We start from the raw sequence: 22801 nt of genomic DNA on the forward strand, positions 1-22801 counted from the left end.
TACAGTCGCGTGCACGAGGTATCTGTCATATCAGGCATGGTCAATGCCGTTCTCGAGGAACTGAAAAAATATGACGCCGTTTCAGTAGCCAGCGTCGACATCGTTATCGGCGATATGACACAGTTGGGCGATGAGCAGCTGCTGTTCGCCTACGAGATAGTAACCAGAGATACAATGCTCGAGGGGTCGGTGCTCAACATAGAGCACGAACCGATCAATGTAGCGTGCAAAGAGTGCGGATATGACGGTCCGGTAGTGATGCTGGATGCAGGGGATTTCAGCTCCCATGCCATACCTGTGCTTTCCTGTCCGGAATGCGGCGGCCGGGTAAAGGTCACTTCGGGACAGTCATGCTGTGTCAGATCTTTAGAGTTAGAGGAGAAGGAATAATGTTCAAATACAGGGACGAAGCGACTGCGAAACGTATCGTAGAGGGGATCAAAGAACAGGATGTGGACTGCAAGATAATGCACATATGCGGCACACATCAGGATACGATCGTTCGTTTCGGCCTTGACCAGATGCTTTCAGGCTCGGGAATACAGATATGCCAGGGCCCCGGCTGCCCCGTCTGCGTGACAACGAGCAGAGAGTTAGCAGAAGTAATTACATTGGCCAAGAACGGTGTCACCGTGACCGCGTTCGGCGATATGATGAGGGTACCGACCCCTATAGGTTCGCTTTTCGACGCAAAAGCCGGAGGAGCGGACGTACGTATCGTTTATTCCATAGAGGACGCTGTGAAAATGGCGAGGGACAAAAAGGGCGACACGGTGTTCGTCGGCGTAGGCTTCGAGACCACGGCGCCCTCTACATGCGTTCCCCTGAACAGGGACGACGTTCCCGAGAACTTCTCTGTTTACAGTTGCCACAGGATATGCCCCCCTGTCATCCAGGCGCTTCTGGACATGGGAGAGAACAAGATCGACGGTTTCATAATGCCCGGCCATGTCGCCGTGATCACAGGAATGGACATGTTCAGGCCGTTCTCGGAGAATTATCACGTTCCGCAGGTCGTGGCGGGATTCGAGCCGCTTGACATACTCATGTCGTGCTATATGCTGGCCAAGCAGATCTCCGAAGGAAGGTCGGAAGTGGAGAACGAGTACACGCGTCTTGTCAAAGAGCACGGCAACGAGAAGGCGAGGGAACTTATGGATCGCACCTATGATCCCGTAGACCGTAACTGGAGGGGCTTCCCCGTCATAAAAAAGAGCGCGCTGGCACTTAAGCCCGCCTATGCGGATCACGATGCGACAAAGATCCATGAAGATATTATTGCCGAGACCCCCCAGGTCGAGGAAGAGGCGAAGGGATGCAGGTGCGGAGAGGTTCTGCGCGGATTGATAACATCTGAGGAATGTCCTATGTTCGGGAGGGTATGCAAGCCCAGCAATCCCAGCGGACCTTGTATGGTCTCCGCGGAGGGCAGCTGCAACATAGCTTACAGATTCTCAGCAAAGAGGTGAAAAAAATGCAACCAATAGCTGCGCCCGCGACGGGCAAGAAAAACGTCCTGATAGTAACCAACGATTCCCAGGTTTTTCTCTCAAAGAGGCTTGAGGCCGCCGGAGACATATTCGGAGGTCGCGTGACCGAGGTCAGGGACTTCTTCAAGAGACTCGATGCAGAGTTCGGTAAGGAAGGCAACGGTAAATGTAACGTCTCATTTGGAATAATCTCAACATTGTTCGGTTTCGTTCCCAGCACCTATGCGATATCATCCTATACCTATGCAATGTGCAACAAGGAGCAGTACGAGGCGGCGCAGGTCAGAAAAGATTACGCCGGAGTCCTGGAATACGTCTCCAGAGGTTATGATATGGTCATCGTATGCGTTCCCAAAGAGATGTTCAGGATACTGATCGACAACAACGCTCTCCACGATGGCAAGGTCGTAGCGGTCACATCGAAAGAGTTCGAGCCCTTATGCAAAGAGAGGAACTGGACCTTCCTAGAGAGGAAAGGCGCAAGGATCGGAAATGAGAATGCGGAGAAAATAAGGGAGAAGGTTTCAGAGCTCACAGTCTGAAACTTTTCACTCTTTCGCGCATGGCATCGTCTGCACGACGGGATTCGCGAACCTTACTTATAGCAAGGTTCTGGACATCTCTGCCGAGCTTGCCGGTTCTGAGCAGGGCTTCGGTCCTGTCTTGATATTTGAGGTAGCAGTACGATAGTGTCCACGCCGCGCCCATCTTGTAATAGTACCCGTCGTTTTTATACAAGGTAAAACGTGCCAGCACACCATCTATGTGCTCTTCGTCCAAGAATTTGGAGAGCATCATCACAGCACCTACGCGCATTTTGAACTCTTCGCCGGAGGCTAAAAGCTCACCGCAATATTCCCAAAGTTCATCCTTTATTTCCGCGGATGCTTTCCAATCCCCGCAGAATATATCGCATACGGCCCAGTTATCAATGGAGGGAACGAATCTTTTTGTAAGTTCCAGCCTCTCCCCGGGAGGCATTTTGGCATTTGCGATGACCAATGCCGCTATCATGTCCTCCTCTAAGACGATCATTTCTTCGGAAATAAAAGAGCGCCAATCATCTTCTATTATTTTTGAAGCCATTTTTCTGAGCTTCGGCATTCTTACTCCGATGAGGTCTTTTTTGCTTTTAATCAGACCACTGTTGAAATTTTTGTATTTGGTGTCGCTTTCGCTTCGAAGTTCTCCAATTAGCCTGGTCAAAGGAATTCGACCTCCAGTTTAAGGAGCTTGTTTTTCATGGTTTTTCCGCCGGCATAGAATCCGGTCCCGCCTGAAGATGGAATCACGCGATGACAGGGAATAAAAATCGGAATGAGATTCTTGCCGCAGGCTGTTCCGACAGCCCTCGAAGCTCCGGGGCTTCCGACGTCCTCGGCTATCTGACCGTAAGTCACCGTCTTTCCATACGGTATTTCAAGAATCCTTGACCAAACGGAATTCTGGAAGTCGGAGCCTTCATAGACCAACGGAAGGTCGAACTTCTTCCGGCCCCCCGAAAGATATTCCTTAAGTTGGCCCGCAGCCTCGGCGATGACCTCTGTTTCACGGTCGACGGCACACGGAAGGTTGCAGCAAGGGAGGTAAAGTCCGCTTATTCTGCCTTCTCCGTCTTCGCTTATGCTCATCTTGCCGAAAAGCGTGACGTAAGTGAAAGTGTACCTGTCTACGGTCAATAAGTATCCTCCTAACGTTTATCTCACAGGTGACATATAGGATTTTGTGATAATCTGCGCCAGCAGACGTACAGATATTCCTGCATTTCATTCGGAATGGCTGATGAACCGGCTCAGGGCAGGCTATGCCATGGTGCGTAACCCAATATGCGACAATGTCGTCTACAAGGTCGACCTCGACCCCAGGAGCGTAGGGTGTCTTTACTTTATTTCTAAAAATCCCAAACCCCTTCTGCCCTATCTTGAAGAGATCGAAGGAATGGGATACAGCATCATCTTTCAGATCACTATGACGCCATACGGTAAAGAGATCGAACCAGGCGTTCCCGACAAAGCATCAGTGGCAGACGCTTTCAGGGAAATATCCGAAAGATTCGGGAGCGACCGCACGACGTGGCGCTATGACCCGGTCATAATCGACGAAAGATACAATATGAGATATCATGAAAGAAAGTTCAGGCTCCTTTGTTCCGAGCTTTCAGGGTACACCGACAGATGTATCTTCAGTTTTCTCGATATGTATCCAAAGTTCGAGGAACTCAAAAGTACCAGATCACTCGCTTCCTCATCTCCTTTGCAGAGGGAGGACTTTATGAGGATGATGGGCCCGATATCGAAAGAGTTCGGCATTCAGGCGAGCCTCTGCTGTTCATCCCGCGGATATCCGGAGTACGGGATCGATGGACGGGGATGCATAGACCGCGAAACAATGATATCATTGGGCATTCCGTTCGAGGACGTCTCCGGCAACATAAGGGACGGTTGCAGATGTGTCAAGAACATCGATATCGGTGCATATGATACATGCATGCACAACTGCGTTTATTGTTATGCGAACCGCATCACCCCGGATAAACGCGCGTCTAAGGAATACGACCCGGAGTCCGAGATGCTCTACGGGAAGGTGAGGGAGACGGATACCGTTACCGATATCACAGACAGACGTTCACGCATCACTGATTTCTGAACCGATCTCCTTATGCATACGCTTCTTCGAGAACATTACCGAGTCCATGAAGATGACCCAGCTTATCTCGACTACAATAGAGGTTGCAATCGCGACCATGGCTATGCCTGCGGCAGGCCCCATCGTCGCCGCGCACATTGCGATAGCGATCCCTTTGTTGCGGTAGGATACCATCAATACATCGGTAACGCGCTGATGCCAGTTGATCCCGGCCCTCTTCTCAGCGTACTCTACTCCCGTCCCCAGGGCGAAGGTCCTCAGGCCCGCTATGATCACGAATAAGAAGAGGGGAGTGAACTCGCGCGGGAAGTTGGTCGAGCTTACCGACAGTATAACAAGGAACGAGATGAAGAGATTCATCATGATGGACATGGTATCTCTGCTGATCTTCACCTTGGTAAGCAGTCTTGACAGTACCAACGGGACACCGATAATCTCCAGGACGGTTATTATCACATCTGTCATGTCTACTGTCTTTCCCAATGTGATGTAAATTATGAAGGGGATCCAGAGAAGGGATGCTACGTATACGAGTATGGTGCCCCTCGCGGCGTGCTCCATGTCCCCCCTCAATATGTAAGAGAGCGGGGCGACCGAAGCTGCAAACGGAGCCGCGGCCACAAATACCAGACCTACGGAGTACGGGCCCCAGGACGTGTCCTTCATAAGCAGATAGCCTGCGATCGGGGTCGCGGCCGCCACTACAAGTCCAAGAAGCAAAGCTCTGGTGACCGAGCGGCCGTTCTTGACAGGGTCCAGATTTTTATAGGGGATACGGGAGAGCGAGATGGTCAGCATGACCGCAAGCACAAAAACCGTGAGGTCGCTTCTGATTTCTGGAACCAATATGTCCCCGGGAAAATAACCGGACAAATTCAGCAACAGTGAAAAAACCAGTGCAACAGACATCACGATGGCGCTGCTTGCGAGAACCTCCTTTGCCCTCATAGAGGACTGTCAAAGTTAACGTTATGTAAAAGGATTGCGTACGAGTTGAACTATGGCGAAGGCTGCGCCCGTGAAAGCGGGATGGTACAATGCATTCAGACCCTGGACGTTGCACGGGGCAGTGGTCCCGGTGGTCCTGGGAGGCATCGTAGCGTTCAAGGACGGCTTCTTCAACTGGTGGATATTTTTGCTGGTGCTCGCCGGAGGGATACTGCTCCAGTCAGCCGCGAACCTTCTGAACACGTACGGCGACTTTGTCAAAGGAACGGACACAGAGGAGAACCATTCGCGTTCTCCCGAGCTGGTTTCGGGAAAAATGAGGCCCAAGCAGATATTCGGTGCCGGATTGGCATGCCTGGTCATCACGGCGCTGATAGGCATCGTGTTCATATGGTATATCGGATGGGGGATCCTGGCATTCGGAATCCTTGGAATACTCGGAGCAGGTTCTTACACCCTCGGCGTTGCTTACAAGTACAAAGCGCTGGGTCAGATAAGCACTTTCTTCCTGATGGGCATACTTATGCCGGCAGGAACATACTATGTCATGACAGGAACCGTCACGTTGGAAGTAGTCCTACTGGGTCTTCCCAATGCTTTCACCATAACGGGAGTTCTCAGCGGAAACGAGACGAGGGACTATCATAGCGACAAGGAGGCCGGAGCAGGGACGCTGTCCGGGCACATGACCTACGAAGGTTCCCTGAAATTCTATAGGACGATAAATGCGTTGTGCTACCCGGTTCTGGCCATGGTTATAATCATCGGCGCTGTCCCGTGGACCTGTGCTTTGGGCTTTGTTGCGCTGATAGACTATCGCAGTCTGTACATTAATTCCAGGAGGGCCCCCGAGGACAAGAGGTCCAGCTTCATGCTGGTACCAGAGGCGTTCATCCACAATTGGCACCTCGGTGCGTTGCTCGCGATAGGTTATTTAATGGGAGTATCGGTTGTTCCGGGGCTGATTTGATGGACAAAGAAAAACTGGGTAATCAATTCGACGGCAAGGAAGTTTACGTCAAGGACGTTTTCACCGAGATCGCGTCGTACTACGACGAGATGAATGGCATCATGTCCATGGGAATGATCAAGCGCTGGCACAATTTCATGATGAAGAAGCTCGGGAACCTCGAGGGGAAAAGATGTCTCGACGTAGGTACGGGAACGGGAGAGATCGCGTTCCTGGTTGCCGAGAAAGCCGTAGGCGGAGAGGCGGTCGGATTGGACATCACCCCGGCCATGCTCGAGCTAGCAAGGAAGAAAATGACAGATATGGGGATCACAAACATCGAGTTCGTGGTCGGGGACGCGCTGGACATACAGATGCCCGACGGGACGTTCGATGCTGTCACATCAGGATACATGCTCAGGAACGTCACCGATATTCCGAAAGCGGTAAGCGAGATGTACAGGATGCTCAGGGTAGGCGGTAAGTGTGTCGTCGCAGAGCTTGCAAGGCCGAGGAGCAGGCTCGTCCGCCCGTTCTACAATTTCTATATGAACCGTATAATTCCCCATTACGGTCGTAAGTACGACAAAGGCCAGAATATCGACGGGAGACAGCCTGCCTATGATTGGCTGACATCTTCCATAGAAGGTTTCCCGTACGGCGATGCGATGGTCGAGATATTCCGCAATGCAGGGTTCAAAGACGCCAAATGTTACGTAAAGACGTTCGGTGCGGTCAACATCTACGTTGCGTCCAAAGAAAAATAAAATTAAATCATCCCGGCCGGGAAGGCCGGAAATTGTTTATGGTTTGCTCTTGGGGCTCTCATAGAATGCTTTGATGGCCCTGTAGAGCATGAGCACGTCTGCTTTGGATACGACCTCGAGGGGAGCATGCATCGAAAGGACCGGGACACCCATGTCCACGGTGTCGAGATTATGAAGCGAGATCTCCGAGGCGATAGTTCCTCCGCCTCCCGCCTCTATCTTTCCAAGTTCTCCGACCTGCCAAGGTATTTTGGCCCCGTCGAGGATGCTGCGCAGGAAGCTCATGGTCTCGGCGGAAGCATCGTTGGTCGAGTACTTTCCGCCCGATCCCGTGTATTTCGAGACGACGGGTCCGCGCCCGAGGTACGAACAGTTAGCCGGTTCGTATACGTCCATGAATGCGGGGTCTATCGCGGCGTTGACGTCGCAGGACAGGCACATCGATTTTTGCAGTATGTGGCGGACCTTCAGGCCGTAGGTATCGGCGATGTCCTCCAGGAAGTCCCTGAAGAAGAAAGAGCGCATGCCCGTGTTGCCGTCTGAACCGGTCTCTTCTTTATCGGCGAATACGGTGACAGTGGTGAATTCCGGCTCTTTCGCATCGAGTTCGGCCATAAGGCTTGCGTAGGCGCAGACGCTGTCGTCCTGGCCGTAGGCTCCGACCATGGACCGGTCAAGACCCAGGTCTATCGGCTTCGCGGCGGGAACTGCGCAAAGTTCGGCAGAGAGGAAGTCCTTCTCCGATATCCCGTACTTCTCCGACAGGATGTTCATAACATTCAGTTTGACCCTCTCGGCGACCTTTTCATCGTTGTATGGCCAAGAGCCGATCAGTATGTTCAGGTTCTCGGGGTTGAACGCCTCTGCGACAGGCTGTTTCATCTGGTTCTTTGCCAGGTGAGGCAGCAGGTCCGTAACGCAGAACTGGGGTTCGCCTTCCTCCTCGCCAATGCAGATCTTTACAGTCTTGCCGTCGTTAGTGCAGACTACGCCGTGCAGGGACAGAGGGATCGCGAACCATTGATATTTCTTAATCCCGCCATAGTAGTGAGTCTTGAAGTAAGCCATCCCGGTGCTCTCGAACATCGGGTTGGGCTTGAAATCGAGCCTCGGGCTGTCTGTGTGGCTCACGCCGATGCGCATCCCCTCCGAGACAGGTTTAGATCCTATGGTGACCATCAGGAGGCTCTTTCCGCGGTTGTTCATATAGAATTTGTCGCCGGACTTGTATTTCTTTCCCCTGACGTATTCGGTATATCCTCTTGATTCGAGGATAGGTACGGTGTAGTCAACGATTTCGCGCTCGGTCTTGTTGTAGAGGAACCTTTTGTATCCTTCGCAGAATTCGCTTGACTCCCGGAGCATCGAGTTGTCGATCTCCCCAAGGCTCTTGGGTTTCATCAAAAGTTCTTCTGCGAGCTGTTGGCCCTTGGTCTTCTCTTCATCCATGACACCACAATAACGGCGTTCTACTTGATTCTTTTCAAATAACCTTCCATTGGAGTAATCATATCCTAATGATATGGCGGTTTAATATGACACAATAGATAGAAAAAACATTGTTTAATTAATGATATATCTAAATAATGTCACTAATAATTAAGATAAATGTCATAATAAAGGCACTATAAACGATATGTTTATATTCTATAATTGAGATTGTTATTTTGGGATGCGTTAATGCGCTACGCGGAAGGTAAGGCCAGCCGGCCGGAGGGGATTAGAATAGAGAGTATGCCCCTGCAGAACTGTCATCCTCTGAAATTCTGGGAGAATTATTCGGCGTTCGCAAATTCCGGTGGCGGATCTATAAGAGTGTACAATGCCGGCGGATTCGATTCTGATATAGAAGAATTTACGGCAAAGGTGAGGGAAGGACTCTTCGACCGGTTTGTAGTAAGTTCCAATATTCTTATGGAATCGGACATCAAGAAAACCACGGATGGCATTTCGGTAAACGTTCCTTCTGCAGACAGACGCCTGCGCCCGGTGTTTGTAGGAGATTCCAAAGAGACTGGAACATTTGTAAGATCAGAAGGGAGAACAGTGAAGTGCAACATCGATAACATAAGGTCGATGATACGTGACAGCAAGGACTCCTCATGCGATTCTGCCCCCGTTATATCGGACATATCTATTCTCAATATGGAGTCGGTCAGGACTTTCAGAGCATCGGTCAAAAGCAAAGGGCATATCTGGGACTCCCGGACAGACGATGAATTCCTTTCATTGACATCCGCAGCAGCAGATGTAGAGGGCTGGCTCAGGCCAACCCATGCTGGCATTTTACTGTTTTCCGATTACTATACCGCATCGACGATTTTTCCCGGTTACCGTCTGAAATACAAGGACGAAAAAATACTGATAGATTCTGAAGACGGAAGTTGGACGGGGAACATAATAGACTTCATATCAAAGGTCTCAGAGATTATCGATTATCGTTTTCCCGACATCCGCTGTCCCGCTAATGAGCTGATAATTAACGCACTGGCACATTCCGATTACAATTTCGGCGAAGGTATATCTGTGGAATGTTCGGAAGAAAATATCGTCATTTCCAATGCTGGGCTTTTCCGTGCAGGACAAGAATTGTCTATAAATGGCACCAAAGACCGCAGGAACCCTGCAATCGCAAAAATGCTGGGAATGATATCTCCGTGCCGCGGTCTAGGCTCTGCGATAACATCAATAAATATGGCGGGATATGAGGTATCTATCGATGAAAATCATTTATCTGGCACAGTAACAATCTCAGTGAAGCGTGCGGGCTTTTTGAGAACGGAGAGGAGCCCCGTTGCTGAAAGGATATTGAAAGAGATATTTTCCGACGTCAGCGTAACCGTGGGCGATCTGTCTGAAAAGATGGGACTTAGCAGGCGGCAAATCGAACGTCATATCTCCGACCTCAAATCCGATGGTTCCCTAATGAGGGTTGGAAGCCGCCGGGCCGGGTCCTGGAAGGTCCGCTGATCACTTCGGAACTTTGCCACCGGAGCCGCATGAGCACGATGGCCCAAGCTCGTTGAGCGCCGGAGGCTTGGTGCCGTTCACGCTCAGGATTCCGTCAGGAACATTCAGGAAATCGGCCAGGTCCTGATCTGAAACGTATTCGCCCGCAGCGATGGCAACGCCGTTGTACTCGGCGATTGGCAGGGATGCGAATCCTTCGGACTCCACGATCTCCCTTGCCTCCCCATCTCCGATAATGTCCTCCGAAGACCTGCAGTCAATATACTTCATATCGATCCCTTTCTTTGCCAGGATATCCATGGAGTGTTTGAATCTCTCATAGTCCGACCGGCGTTTCCTGCGGGCATCTTCCGAATCAAATATTGTCAGCACATTGTCCATAGGTTCGCATCGTCTTGCGCATATTTTACCTTTGTACACATGTTCCAGGCTGAAGGTTTGTTAATAAATCGGGTTATGTCGAATTTTTGTGATAATATCGATCAATACAACCAAATGTAAAAATGAGCCGGCCGGAAATCCGTTTTTCCTAAGGGCTCATTGTTAATTTTTCCATACGTTTCGAAGTGTAACTAATCGGACGGTCGCGTCCGAAACTTATTGATTCCTAAAGCGATAACATGTACATGTCGGTATTCCGGAAGCTCGAAGATTCCAAGAAGTTCAGGCTGGACGAATCGGTCTCGGAAGGGAGAGGCCAGACCATAAGTTACGGCGTGCTTTATTCGCCTGCAGCCGAGATATATGTTTATTTCTTGGACGAGGGCGAAGAGATCAGCGAGATGAAAGCTCCATACGATAACATAATTTTGATTCTCAAGGGCTCGTTGCTTATCGGGACCGAACCACCCGCGGAAATCTCTGCCGGCGAGATTTACATCGTCCCGGAAGAGACAGACGTGATTATAACCGCAACAAAACCAGTTAAGTACGCAAGCATATTACTTCCTATGGAAGGAGAGCTCATCAAAAATATCGATGTGTCAACCAAGATGGCCGCGAAGGAAATGGTCGAGTACCGCCCCGGGCAGGTCGTCAATCTGACTCTTGTCAGGAGAGACAATCTAAACCTTTCGGTGATAGCGATCGACAAGGGCGAGGGCCTGAATGCTCACACTGCCCCAGGAGATGCCTTTGTAATCGCTTTGGACGGAGAAGCCGAGATAGCGATCGGAGGAAAGCCGTTCCTTCTGAAGGAAGGGGAGTCCATCATAATGCCGAAGGGGATTCCGCACTCGGTCAAGGGAGTGACCCAGTTCAAGATGTTGCTGATACTGGTGAAGTGAAATCTCAACAAAATAATTTCTTTTTATCGAACTCGGAGGGGTCGAGGGCCTGTTTCAAGCTCTCCTCAAGGGCCCTTATTCTTCGATCTATTTCACCGATCACGACTCTAAAGAATTCATCCCCTCTGCCTGTCGGATCCTCTAATTTCCAATCCTGGATTATCTCGGCCTGCACATAGGGGCATGATACATCGCATCCCATCGATATTTTCACATCCACTTCAGGGAGCTCATCCACAGATTTTGGATGCTGGGTCTTTTCCATGTCTATGCCGTATATTTCCTTTATCAGTCTTACGGCGTCCTTGTTTATACCATGGCCGATCTCCGTTCCTGCAGAATAACTTTCGAAGACATCCTTCGCATAATATTTCCCGAGAGCTTCGGCAATCTGCGAACGGCACGAGTTGTGTATGCATACGAACGCAACTTTCGGCTTATTGTTCATTTATGGATCTCCTTTATTCTTGTTTTTTCGCTTCGATAATATATGATGCGACGAAATCCTCAGAATTCCTTCCTGACTCCCAGCTTTTGATTATTTCTCTGCTGTTGTCCTTCGGCACTAAACGTATGTTGACGAAACCCGCTTTCTTTAAAATAATCTCGAGGTCGCCTACATACTCCGCACCCGCGATACAGTTGGAGATGCTGGCCAGATCGCCCTTCACGCTTTCAGGTATCTCTGCCGTTGCCACTACATCAGATATCGAAAGCCGCCCGCCTTTCCTCAGCACTCTGTACGCCTCGTTGAACACAAGCTGTTTATCTAACGACAGGTTGATTACGCAGTTTGATATGATCACATCCACCGAGCTGTCTGCGACGGGAAGATGTTCAATCTCTCCCAAGCGGAATTCTACGTTGTCGAATCCACTTTTCTTTGCGTTATTTCTTGCCAGTTTAATCATTTCCGGCGTCATGTCGACCCCGATCACTAAACCTTTATCTCCAACCTTTCTCCTTGCCAGGAATGAATCGAAGCCTCCTCCGCTTCCAAGATCCAGAACGGTCTCGCCCCTTTTCAGCGAAGCTATCGCGATAGGATTCCCGCACCCGAGCCCCATGTTCGCCTCCACAGGTATGCCCTCGAGATCTTCTTCCGAATAACCCATAATCAGGGACGCGCCTTTAATATCCACCAGGGGGCTGCAGCTGAAACCTCCGCCGCAACATCCCTTGGATCCGCTACGGGCGACATCCGAATAGTCCTTTCTTATCGATTCCCTGATTTCTTCCTTGTCGTTCATATCATTTTCATCCTTTGTTCCAATCGTGTCAGTAAAATATCTCATGAACCGGTTTTAATATCGTCCCCGCAATCTTGCGGGAATTTGTTCTTGGTCTTGTTTACGATCTTCACGAGCAATAACATCACCGGCACTTCGGTCAGGACTCCCACGGTGCAGACGAGCACGACCGGAGAGGCCGGGCCGAACAGAGCTATTGCGACCGCAACCGAAAGTTCGAAGAAATCAGATGCTGCGATAAGGGAGACCGGAGCAGCGATTTTGTGGGGCTGTTTGGTCCACATGGACAGTCCGTATGTCAGGCCCCAAGAAATGATGTTCTGAAGTATCAGCGGAACCGCGATCAACAATACATACAGAGGCTGGTCCAATATGACATCGCCCTGGAATGAGAATATCAATACGAGAGTCAGCAGAAGGCCAACGCTGGTTATTCCGCCGAATTTTGGAACAAATTTACTGTTAAAGAATTCAATTCCCTTCTTTCTTATCATTCCGAAACGGGTTATCGCGCCTGCGACCAACGGTACAACTACGAACAGTACGACCGAGAAGGCCAGTGTTCCCCAGGGCACCGTGACATTGTTTATTCCCAGCAGCAGCTGCACCAACGGGATGAACAGTACCAGGATGATGAGGTCGTTTATGGAGACCTGCACAAGAGTGTATGCCGGGTCCCCTTTGGTCAGGGCACTCCAAACGAAGACCATTGCGGTGCAAGGTGCCACCCCCAGTAGGACGGCTCCGGTGACGAAGTCCTGTGCCAGTTCCGTCGGTATCAGCGGTCTGAATATTATCATAAAAAACAGCGTGGCGAGCCCGAACATCAGGAACGGTTTTATTCCCCAGGTGCTCCCGGTGGATATGATGATGGCTTTAGGATGCTTCTTTACTTTCTTGACGGATTGAAAGTCGATCTTCATCATCATCGGGTAGATCATGAACCATATCAGAATTGCGATCGGGATGTTTATGCCTGCGATTTCCATTCCTTCCAAAAAGTCGGGAACCGCAGATACATATTTTCCTACAAGTATCCCGGCGGCCATACAAAGCAGGACCCACAAGGTCAGATACTTTTCAAAAACACCGATATCAGATTTTTTTTCATCGCTCATCGTAAGCCCTCATCGATATGTTCCAACGTTCTTTCAGCATTCCTTTCCGCATCTGTTCTTGCGTTCCTCGAGCTTGATCAGATCGGACATGTAAGGTTCGGTGATGCGTGCCCTGGCGATAAGTTCGTCGATAAGGCGCTCGTCTATACCGTGTGCTATGGAATAATAAACCCACTGGGCCTGTTGCCGGTCTTCAACGAGCCCGACGGACTTCAGATGCTTAAGGTGCCTTGAGGCCTTGGTCTGTGTGATGCCAAGCGTATCCATTATGTCGCAGACACAGATCTCCCTAGCTTTCAATAGGTTGATCATTCTCAGCCTGGTCTCGTTGGACAGGGCTTTCAGAACTTCAATTATGTTTTCCATGATCCACCCCATGTGAATTTGTATATTCGCATATTCGAATATGCAAATTAGGACATATTTCATATTTATATTTTTTCAGGAACCGCGTCTGAGAAAATAATCAATAAATAGAAGGTCAATGGGAAGATTTAAAATTTTATTAAAAAAGCCCAGAATATGAAAGATAATGTGCCCGTCACAGAATGTTTATTAGGGTTAATTCGCCGATAAATGATTTGCTAAGGGGGTTAATGAGATCATAGCGTATATCGATATGAAAAAATGTCCATCTCTGGAGGAATACTGCAAAACCAATGAGGAAATGTCCTCTCGGTTCAATATGTCGGGTAGAAGACGAGAATGCTGAAATGGGGTGGCGTACTTATGTGGATCCGGAGAAATGCGATGGGTGCGGGATATGTCTGGATTTATGTTGCGGAGAGGCAATAGAGCTAAAGGAAAACATATTCTGATAATTTTTCTATTGATGGCACAATTAAACAGATAATACGGATTTTAAAATTATGTTCATATCGGTTCATGCCCGGCCAGAAAAATTCGTTTTTAATATCACTATATTTCAATGAAACTTATTCACAGGTAAAAAGAAAAATTAAACCCTGCCTTTCAGGCAGGTTTTTAATCAAAATTATTTGACTCAATATCTCCTTATCAATATGATAGCTATGGCAGCTATTATGGCTATAGCGGCGGCGGAGGCCCCGATATACAGGAAGGTGTTGTCTTCAACTTCCTCGGTATCATCATTCTGATTGTCGGATGCTTCTATGGTCAAAGTTCCTGACACATATGTGAACTCATAGTTGTCCGCTGCACCCCCTGCAGGTGTGAGAGAATACGTCCCCGCTGCTGTGTTGGAGTTGTTGATGGTCGGAGCGACATATCCGTCTGCGGTGGAGGCAGTCTCGTTTCCAACGAATCCTGTTACGTTAACATTAAGCGCCGGAGATGTTCCGAAATCAACTGTCTCTCCCGAGTACGTTGCGGTTAGCGTGGCCTTTGCGATGGACCAAGTTACGGTCTTGTTGCTTGTGGTTCCATCAGACCAGATATCATCCGTATCCAGCAACATGGCGGTTGAAGTATATGTTCCAACATCCTTTCCGATATTCGTTCCAAAGGCGTACTTGGAAGTAGTTACAGCACCCACCTGATCATTTCCATTGTAGATGAGCCCAGTCACTCCGCTCGGCATAGGTACCGTTGCGGTGCCATCCCATATTATTCTCGATACATCGGTCGTGGTATACGCCATCGCAGCCCTTTCGGCCGGGTCAGTGATCGCCACTCCCTCCTCCATCAAGGTAAGCCCCGTGGAGGCAACAGTGTTTTCTGTCAATAGTATCTTCGTCACGGTGCTGAGGGCGCTTATCTTGGAAAGATCCACCGCCGCAGGGCTGTCGACGACAACTGTAGTCGGATTGGGGATCCTGTTGAGGATTCCCGTATAGTCAGTAACGGTCGAGGAAGCACCTCCCTTGATCATCACATAGGTAAGGGCATCACATCCCGAGAAGGCCGTGGGATTCATCGTGCCGATGCTGTCCGGCATGGTCACGGAGGTCAACGCCGCGCTGTAGCTGAAAGCATAAAAGTCCAGAGAATCCACGCTGCCCGGTATCGTCACCGACGTAACCGAGGACCAGGCGAAAGCATACATTCCGACCGTCGTCACGCCCTCGGGTATTGAGAACGCCCCGGCCCGTGCGCCTGGATACTGCACAAGAGTCGTGCCGTCCGCATCGTATAGGGCCCCGCCTTCGTCCATGTAGTTCGCGTTTTCGTCGGCCACTAATATTTCGTCGAGGTTCTGACAATTGGAGAATGGGCCCTCGCCGATGTAAGAGACGTTTTGGGGGATCGTGACGGAGGTAAGTCCGGATCCATAGAATGCCATATCCTCGATGGATGTGAGGCTGTCAGGCAGCATTATGGTTTCCAAAGAAGAGCAACCGTTGAAAGCACTGTCCCCTATCGAAATTACGCCCTCTGATATCGTGACCGTCTCCAAGGAAGAGCACCCGGCGAACGCACTGCTGCCAATGGACGTCACTCCATCCGGTATCGCGATGCTCGTCAGTGCCGAACAGCCATGGAACAGGCTGGAGCCGATCGAGGTCATATTGTCCGACATCGTCGCCGAGGCAAGATTGGAGCAATAACGGAACGCGTTGTTTCCTATCGATGTCACGCTGTTCGGCACTGTCACCGACGTCAGCGACGTGCATCCGCTGAATGCGCTGCTTCCGATCGACGTTATGCCGTCCGAGATCGTCACCGACGCGAGGGAGGTGTAGCCCGAGAAAGCATTGTCACCGATAGAGGTGACCTCGAAGGCCGCGCTCTCGCTAATGAAGTAACTGTCGATGACTGCTCCTGTGGCCGAAGTATCATAAAGTCCGATAACCTGGGCCGTCATATTGGCCCTGTTCACCTGATACTTCACGTTGGAGTCGGAAGGCTCGATGGTGGCTATCTGGACCCAGGTCGTGCGGGTTTCCGGGGCGAAAACATTGCCCTCAATGCCTTCCGCATCGGGTATCGTCGCTCCGTTCATGTCTTTGAAGGTGAGTCCCGAGATGTTATGGGTCGCCGTTGAAGCCGATATGCCGATCTTTGTGATCCGGTCAATGGAGGCGATGCTCGAGAGACTGACCGACGCCGTGCTGCTGAACGCCACGGACGTGATACTCTCGGGGAACAAACCTATGACATCAGTATAGTCGGTCACCGAATTGCCGAACAGGCCCAAAGAATTGAGGCTGGTGCAGCCCGAGAATGCATCGGACGCCACTGAAGGGACTGCATCGGGCAACGTCACCGAAATCAGCGAAGTGCAGCCCGAGAATGCTCCGGCAGGTATGCTCACGCCGGCTTGGATTGTGATGGATGTGATGCCGGACTTATCTGCAAAAGCGCTTTCAGAGATGGAAGTGATATAGTATCTGTACGAACTGTAATCCACGTAATTGGGGATCGAAATGGAATTCTCCGACTGCCCCTGGATGCTTAGGCCCTTGACGGTCGCCGAGAAGGTCGTGCCGTTCAAATCGTATTTTAAATCGCCTATATCGAGATCATTTTCTGATACTGGCGTACCTACAGCAGAGGCTTCTTCGATTTCGTTGATAAATAGCGCCGAGGCGCCGAGGCCCAGCATCAAGAATGCCGTTGCGGTAAGCAGTAATATGGTACCCCCGAGTTTTCGATTGTTCCTATACATGGTCAAAAATCGTAGACTGTAAATATAGTCATGTCGCTAATTATCAATGCTATGATTTAAAAATAATTTTTTTGTTTAAAATTCGTATTTTTAAAGCGATCGAAGGGACACATCATCCTCGAGGCCGAGAAATTTCGGGCTAAAGTTAAATGTAAAAAATTCGATGCGGGACCTCAGGCAATGCCGGTGGCAATTATTTCTGAGAGATTATAACGGTCGGACCGAAAAAATCCGAATCAAAACCCGAAGACTCGGATAGGAAAGAAAGTGCGGATGCCGGGATTCGAACCCGAGTTCTAACCTTGGCAAGGTTAAGTGATAACCAGCTACACCACATCCACAGTGCAAACCCTCAGATTAACTTTTTAAATATATACTTTGCCGTTGTAATTTTACATCCCAGTCATTATTATAAATATAGCAAGCATATCGAGTTACGAAATTGAGCGTTGTCTGTGTTGAAGTCGCAGGCTGTTTAAATTCGGATCAAGTGATATGATGATCTCCAAGTTCACAAAAATAGGTATTTCGGAAGAAGTTGCCAGAGCCATGGAAGATATGGGATGGGAAGAACCCACGCCAATCCAGGTATCGGCCGTTCCGATCGGACTGACCGGAAGGGACATGTTCGCGCAAGCGCAGACCGGAACCGGTAAGACGGGTTGCTACGGATCGATAATACTGGGTAACATAGATGCCCCTCAAAAAATCCCCCAATCGATAATACTGGCCCCCACAAGAGAGTTGGCAGTCCAGGTATCGGAGGAAATAACCAAGCTTGCGAAGTACACCGGACACGTATGCGTCCCGATATACGGCGGAGCGAGCATAGATGGCCAGATAAAGAAGCTCCAGAAAGGTGCGGACATAATCGCCGGTACGCCAGGCCGCGTAAAGGATATGATGTCCCGCAAGGAGTTGAACCTCAGCGCCATTAAAGTTGTAGTGCTGGACGAGGCCGACCGCATGCTCGACATGGGGTTCATAGAGGATATCGAGGACATCTTGCGCATGATGCCGTCCAGCAGACAGACTCTGCTGATGTCCGCCACGATGCCGGAAGGCGTGAAGCGCCTCTCTTACGACTACATGAGGGACCCTAAGGAGATAAGCGTCTCAAAAGACGAAGTGGTCCTCGACCTTACAAAGCAGTACTATATCTCGGTAGGAAGGCGGAACAAATCCTGGGCGCTGAGCAGGATACTCGATATCGACCAGCCCAAAGCGATAATATTCTGTCAGACCAAGAGGATGGTCGACATGCTGATCGAGCGTCTCGAGCAGTACAAGTACGTCGCGGAGGCGATACACGGCGACATGCCCCAGTCCAAGAGGGAGAAGGTGCTCAGGGACTTCAAAGAGGGAAGGGTCCAGATACTTGTGGCCACAGATGTAGCCGCAAGGGGACTGGACGTCGAAGACATCTCGTATGTTATAAACTACGACATGCCCGAAGATGTCGAGACCTATATCCACAGAATAGGGCGCACGGGAAGAGCCGGCAAGGAGGGCACCGCCGTATCTTTCATAACCACCGAGGAAGAGCATCTCGTCCACGAGTTCGAGCTCCGCACGGGAATGGCCATCACCAAGAGGGAGGTCCCCGATGCCGAGGAAGGAAGCAAGGACACGATACGAATGGTCGTCGACTTCGATCAATCGGCAGATGTGTTCGGTATGGTCAAGTTCGAGATCAATCTGGGTAAAAAGGACGGATTAGGAAAGGTGGGTCTTTCCGAGTTCATCATAAGGAACGCCAAGATCAGGGAATACTCGATCGGGAACATCGAGATCGGCAGCAAATCATCTATCGTGGAAGTCCACAAGGATTTCGGAAAGAAGATGACGATGGACTTGCCGAAGATGAGATTCGAAGGGAAGAAGATCACTGTAAACGTAATGCAGTGACCTCTTTCCTCCTTCCTCTTCTTTTCTTACAATTCCAGAACGATCAATATTCCGCCGACCTGGATCGTCTCAACGGCCTTTCCGCCGAGGGTGAGACGCTTCTCCAGTTCGAAATATTCAGGTCCCAGCTTGTAGGTCTCGTCGGCCTCGATCCTCACAGAACCGCTCTCGATCTGCTTAGCGATATCTGAAGGCTCCATTTTAGATATGGCCGCAACTATCGTTTTTGCGGCGGCTTTGAACGCAGGTCCGAGTTTCGCGTGGACAGGTTTTACTCCGATGACTTCTTCTATGAGTTCTGCAGAATCGGCGATTGCGATCTTCAAAGCTTTAGTGGTCTCGGAAATGTCATCTCTCGCACTTTCCAACATCGACGATTCCGGACCTATGAGCTCCAACAGCGCTATCTCGGCGTTCAGGGGCATCTTCTTCTCGGATTTCCATGCGCGGACGGCCGCAACAACTTCCTTGAGGACGTCGCCCGTATCTTCCGCATCCTTATCGAACAATATCGGTTCGGGCCACGATGCCGTGTGTATGCTCGCATCTCCCTCGAACTGTCTGAATATCGTCTGATAAAGTTCTTCGGTCACATGCGGCATGATCGGTGCCATCAGCTTCAGCGATCCGTAGAACACGTTGTACAAGGTGTACTTGACAGCCTTGTCGTCGCGTCCTTTGGCCATCTCCACATAGTGGTCGGCGAATTCGTGCCAGATAAAGCCCTCTATTGCTTTCAGGGCCTTGTCGAACTGATAGACATCGAACCATTCGGTCGCTTCCCTGACGGTCTCCGAATACCTGCTGAGTATCCATCTGTCCGAAACACGGAGCGTTCCGCATTCTTTCTCGGGCTTGGCGTCGAAGAAACGGGTCACGAACTGTCCCAGATTGAATATCTTGTTGCAAAGTTTCCTTCCGCGTACGACGTCGGGCTCCCTGAAAGCATGGTCGATTCCAAGCGAGCATGTGGCGGCATAGTAGCGCAACGCATCTGCACCATATTTCTCCAGTATCGGTACGGGATCGATGACGTTCCCGACGGAAGAGTGCATAGGCGTCCCGTCGGGCGCCATTATGAACCCGTTGATCATTATTTCTTTCCAAGGTATGCTCTCGGCTATCTGCTCGGAGCGTAGTATCGAATAGAACGCCCAGGTCCTTATTATGTCATGCGACTGGGGCCTGAGGGACATCGGGAAGAGTTTCTTGAACATCTCTTCGTCTCTGTGCCAGTATGTGTTGTAGAGCGCAGATCCGGAAGAATCCATCCACGTGTCGAACACATCTGTGCATCCGATCAGTTCTCCGCCGCACCTGGGACATTTTTCAACCGGAGGCTTGTCCTCGACGGGGTCGCAGTACAACTGTTCCTCCTCGGCGCATATGGCATAGTCGCATTCTGCGCATTCCCATATCGGTATAGGCGTGGCGAATATGCGCTGCCTGCTCAGGACCCAGTCCCATTCGAGAGAGTCGACCCAGTCCTGGAGGCGCACCTTCATGAACTCGGGGTACCACTTGATCTCGTCGGCACGCTTCAGGACCTGCTCCTTAAGTTCCAACGTTTTCAGGAACCACTGTGGGACCTGAAGATATTCTATGGGGGTCTTGCATCTCCAGCAGATGGACACCTGCTGAGGGTTATCCACCTGTTTTACCAAAAGACCCAGATCGTTAAGGTCTTTCATCGAGGCCTCGCGGGCATCGGCGACAGGCATTCCCTCATATTTTCCGGAGAGCGCGGTCATCTTGCCCGTCTCGTCAATGCCCTTCTCCATCGGCAGGCGGTACTTCATGACCCATTCCAGGTCGTCCTTGTCCCCTATGGTGCATATCATGACGAAACCGGTGCCGTAAGCCGGATCTACCTTCTCGTCGGCTATGACCTTGACCTTCTTCCCGTAAAGGGGTGTGACAAGCTCTTTTCCCACCAGGTGCTGCTTATCCCTGTCGTCCGGATGTACCGCGACTACCTGACATGTGCAAAGCAGCTCCGGACGGGTTGTCGCGATAAGCACGGATTCATCAGTGCCAGCAACTCCGAATTTGATGAAATTCAATTTGTTGATGTTATCTCGGTACTCGACCTCGGCGTCCGCAAGCGCGGTCATGCATCTGGGACACCAATTGACAGGGAAGTTTGCTTTGTAGACAAGGTTACGTTTGAAAAGATTGACGAACGAAAGTTGCGTGATCTTTCTGTAGTACGGGGCATCCGTCTGATAGTAAATACTGGGGTCCATGCTCTCCCCAAGCTTCTCGAAGTCATGCGTCATCTCGGCGATGAAACCGTTGGCGTAGTCGCTGCACAGCTTGCGGTACTCGTTGCGGGGAAGGTCCAGCTTCGTTATATTGAATTTCTTTTCGACCTTTACCTCGATAGGCGTGCCGTTAACATCGAAACAAAGAGGGAAGAATACGTTGTGTCCCTTCATACGCTTGTAACGCGCCGCGAAGTCTGAAATCGAATAACCGGTCGCGTGTCCTAGGTGCAGCGATCCCGAAGTGTACCTGGGAGGGTTGTCTATGCTGAAAACGGGTTTGTCGGACTGCGGGTCGAAATGGTAGACCCTATCGTCCTTCCACATCTTCTGCCAGCGTCCCTCTATCGAAGCTGAGTCATATTGCGGCATGTTGAACAGGGCACACTATAAAAGAGGGTATTAAAAAAGGTTGTGAGGAAAAAGTTTTACTTCTTGTGCTGGCGGAACTTAACCTTGGAGTCCTTTAAGCTCATAACGGACTCGGCGATCTTCTTCATCAGGTCGGACGTGGTCCTTACCAGGTCCCATCCGACTTCCTTGTAGTTCACGATCTTACCTCTGAGATACAGCCTTGCGGATATGCTGTACTTGGCCGAGTTGCCGGTGTCGTTGTATCTTGCGACGTGGAGCATCAGGCTCTCGGGCCTGTAGACCTTTCTGATCTTCACCATCTGCTCTTCGATGACCTCGTACAGGGCCGGAGTGGCAGCCTTGTCGTCGTCCTCGAGGCCGCTGATCTGGATGAACATGAGTTCCCTCTCGCGGCATGCGGAGATTATCTCGATTATGTCGTACTGTGTAAGCACTCCGACAAGCTTCTCCCCTTCGACCACGGGCAGAGTGGATATGTCGTTTTCGATCATCAGCGTGGCTGCTTCCTCGACAGTGTCGTCCCAGTTGACGGTTATCGCATGGCTGACGCTGATAGACTCGACGGTGATCTGTGCCTTGGCGCTCTTCTGAAGGTCGCCGATTATCTTATTGTCGTTCTTCCAGTTGTTGTCGATGATCTCCCTCATGCCGACCACGCCGATGACCTTGTTGTCGTTGTCGACCACAGGTATCGTCAGGGTATCGAGCTCCTGCATGATATCAAAAGCATCGGAAAGCATGGCGTTCACGCCTATGCTCTTGACGGGATTGGTCATGAGCTCCCAGACCTTGATCTCGTTAAGGGCCTTTATCCTCGAGGCTATGTCGACGAGGGCCCTTCTGGACACGACGCCTATGATCTTCTTGCCGGAGATAACGGGGAGCTGTCTGCAGTTGTTACCGGACATTTCCTCCGCGATTTTGGTGATATCATCGCTCTTGCTGAGCATTGGAACGCCCCTGATGAGGCCCTTGACCTTGGCATCCATGTTGGCGCTCCTCTTTTTGAGGACCGTGGTGTAGCTGATAACGCCCATGTAGGTGCCGTTATCTACCACGGGAATGTCCTGGTAATTGGTGTTCCTCATCACCGATAGAGCGTCGGAGAGACGGTCATCGGAGCTTACGGTCGGGAAGTCGCTGTCCATTATCTCTTCGACCGAGTTGGAGTCGATCTGAGACCTGAGCATGGAAAGTCTTCTTGGATCCTCTAGATCTTTTATCACCATAAATAATCCTCT

Annotated in this window: 21 protein-coding genes and 1 tRNA gene; 9 read left to right on the forward strand and 13 right to left on the reverse strand. The window is 50.4% G+C overall.

Features of this window, described 5'->3' with window-relative positions:
- The first annotated feature begins 9 nt into the window (after positions 1-9).
- Genes VB016_03640 through VB016_03650 form a run of 3 tightly spaced genes read left to right on the forward strand, consistent with a single transcriptional unit; the run spans position 10 to position 2032 of the window.
- Positions 10-390: a hydrogenase maturation nickel metallochaperone HypA gene (locus VB016_03640; protein ID MEA4977625.1), complete on the forward strand. Its 381-nt coding sequence runs from the start codon at positions 10-12 to the stop codon at positions 388-390.
- Positions 390-1469 carry a hydrogenase formation protein HypD gene (gene hypD, locus VB016_03645; GenBank protein MEA4977626.1) on the forward strand — a complete coding sequence of 360 codons (1080 nt, stop codon included), beginning with the start codon at positions 390-392 and terminating at the stop codon, positions 1467-1469. Before VB016_03640 ends, hypD begins: the two co-directional genes overlap by 1 nt.
- 5 nt (positions 1470-1474) lie before the next feature.
- Complete coding sequence (locus tag VB016_03650) at positions 1475-2032, forward strand: hypothetical protein (protein ID MEA4977627.1); 558 nt, start codon at positions 1475-1477, stop codon at positions 2030-2032.
- Here the strand turns inward: VB016_03650 and VB016_03655 are convergent.
- Both VB016_03655 and VB016_03660 read right to left on the reverse strand, forming a co-directional pair.
- Positions 2022-2696, reverse strand: coding sequence for a DNA alkylation repair protein (locus tag VB016_03655; protein MEA4977628.1), 675 nt, complete (start codon positions 2694-2696; stop codon positions 2022-2024). The genes VB016_03650 and VB016_03655 overlap by 11 nt on opposite strands.
- Positions 2693-3169 (reverse strand): methylated-DNA--[protein]-cysteine S-methyltransferase, encoded by a 477-nt coding sequence (locus tag VB016_03660; protein ID MEA4977629.1) that lies wholly within the window; start codon positions 3167-3169, stop codon positions 2693-2695. The genes VB016_03655 and VB016_03660 overlap by 4 nt, the downstream gene beginning before the upstream one ends.
- A 46-nt stretch (positions 3170-3215) precedes the next feature.
- Between VB016_03660 and VB016_03665 the strand changes: the two genes are divergently transcribed.
- The gene (locus tag VB016_03665) at positions 3216-4136 is read left to right on the forward strand and encodes a DUF1848 domain-containing protein (GenBank protein MEA4977630.1); all 921 of its coding nucleotides are present in this window, start codon (positions 3216-3218) and stop codon (positions 4134-4136) included.
- Here VB016_03665 and VB016_03670 read toward each other — a convergent pair.
- On the reverse strand, positions 4116-5084 hold the full coding sequence (locus VB016_03670) for a Na+-dependent transporter (protein MEA4977631.1): 969 nt from the start codon (positions 5082-5084) through the stop codon (positions 4116-4118). The genes VB016_03665 and VB016_03670 overlap by 21 nt on opposite strands.
- 52 nt (positions 5085-5136) lie before the next feature.
- Here VB016_03670 and menA point away from each other — a divergent pair, with 52 nt between their 5' ends.
- Both menA and VB016_03680 read left to right on the forward strand, forming a co-directional pair.
- A complete protein-coding gene (gene menA, locus VB016_03675; protein MEA4977632.1) occupies positions 5137-6054 on the forward strand; it encodes a 1,4-dihydroxy-2-naphthoate octaprenyltransferase in 918 nt (305 codons plus the stop codon).
- Entirely contained in the window at positions 6054-6800 is a 747-nt protein-coding gene (locus tag VB016_03680; protein ID MEA4977633.1) for a ubiquinone/menaquinone biosynthesis methyltransferase, read from the forward strand. The genes menA and VB016_03680 overlap by 1 nt, the downstream gene beginning before the upstream one ends.
- 36 nt (positions 6801-6836) lie before the next feature.
- Here VB016_03680 and VB016_03685 read toward each other — a convergent pair whose 3' ends face one another.
- Entirely contained in the window at positions 6837-8249 is a 1413-nt protein-coding gene (locus tag VB016_03685) for an aminopeptidase (protein ID MEA4977634.1), read from the reverse strand.
- A gap of 231 nt (positions 8250-8480) precedes the next feature.
- Between VB016_03685 and VB016_03690 the strand changes: the two genes are divergently transcribed.
- Entirely contained in the window at positions 8481-9770 is a 1290-nt protein-coding gene (locus VB016_03690) for an HTH domain-containing protein (GenBank protein ID MEA4977635.1), read from the forward strand.
- Here VB016_03690 and VB016_03695 read toward each other — a convergent pair whose 3' ends face one another.
- The gene (locus VB016_03695; GenBank protein ID MEA4977636.1) at positions 9771-10151 is read right to left on the reverse strand and encodes a hypothetical protein; all 381 of its coding nucleotides are present in this window, start codon (positions 10149-10151) and stop codon (positions 9771-9773) included.
- 245 nt (positions 10152-10396) lie between these two features.
- Between VB016_03695 and VB016_03700 the strand changes: the two genes are divergently transcribed.
- Complete coding sequence (locus VB016_03700) at positions 10397-11056, forward strand: cupin domain-containing protein (GenBank protein ID MEA4977637.1); 660 nt, start codon at positions 10397-10399, stop codon at positions 11054-11056.
- Positions 11057-11060: 4 nt separating this feature from the next.
- Here VB016_03700 and VB016_03705 read toward each other — a convergent pair whose 3' ends face one another.
- The 6 genes from VB016_03705 to VB016_03730 form a co-directional block, all read right to left on the reverse strand.
- A complete protein-coding gene (locus tag VB016_03705) occupies positions 11061-11504 on the reverse strand; it encodes an arsenate reductase ArsC (GenBank protein MEA4977638.1) in 444 nt (147 codons plus the stop codon).
- A 13-nt stretch (positions 11505-11517) separates the two neighbouring features.
- Positions 11518-12306 carry an arsenite methyltransferase gene (locus VB016_03710; protein ID MEA4977639.1) on the reverse strand — a complete coding sequence of 263 codons (789 nt, stop codon included), beginning with the start codon at positions 12304-12306 and terminating at the stop codon, positions 11518-11520.
- A 41-nt stretch (positions 12307-12347) separates the two neighbouring features.
- Positions 12348-13424 carry an ACR3 family arsenite efflux transporter gene (gene arsB / locus VB016_03715; protein ID MEA4977640.1) on the reverse strand — a complete coding sequence of 359 codons (1077 nt, stop codon included), beginning with the start codon at positions 13422-13424 and terminating at the stop codon, positions 12348-12350.
- A gap of 33 nt (positions 13425-13457) precedes the next feature.
- Positions 13458-13790, reverse strand: a complete 333-nt coding sequence (locus VB016_03720) for a metalloregulator ArsR/SmtB family transcription factor (protein MEA4977641.1) — start codon at positions 13788-13790, stop codon at positions 13458-13460.
- A 637-nt stretch (positions 13791-14427) separates the two neighbouring features.
- Positions 14428-16950 (reverse strand): leucine-rich repeat protein, encoded by a 2523-nt coding sequence (locus VB016_03725; GenBank protein MEA4977642.1) that lies wholly within the window; start codon positions 16948-16950, stop codon positions 14428-14430.
- Positions 16951-17281: 331 nt separating this feature from the next.
- Positions 17282-17354 (reverse strand) — tRNA-Gly (locus VB016_03730).
- Between the two features lie 154 nt (positions 17355-17508).
- On the opposite strand from VB016_03730, the gene VB016_03735 reads away from it, so the two are divergent.
- On the forward strand, positions 17509-18921 hold the full coding sequence (locus tag VB016_03735) for a DEAD/DEAH box helicase (GenBank protein MEA4977643.1): 1413 nt from the start codon (positions 17509-17511) through the stop codon (positions 18919-18921).
- Between the two features lie 26 nt (positions 18922-18947).
- Here the strand turns inward: VB016_03735 and VB016_03740 are convergent, their stop codons facing one another.
- Complete coding sequence (locus tag VB016_03740) at positions 18948-21557, reverse strand: valine--tRNA ligase (protein ID MEA4977644.1); 2610 nt, start codon at positions 21555-21557, stop codon at positions 18948-18950.
- Positions 21558-21613: 56 nt separating this feature from the next.
- Positions 21614-22789 carry a CBS domain-containing protein gene (locus tag VB016_03745; GenBank protein ID MEA4977645.1) on the reverse strand — a complete coding sequence of 392 codons (1176 nt, stop codon included), beginning with the start codon at positions 22787-22789 and terminating at the stop codon, positions 21614-21616.
- Positions 22790-22801 lie beyond the last annotated feature (12 nt).

The organism is Methanomassiliicoccaceae archaeon, from assembly GCA_034928305.1.
Lineage (GTDB): Archaea > Thermoplasmatota > Thermoplasmata > Methanomassiliicoccales > Methanomethylophilaceae > VadinCA11.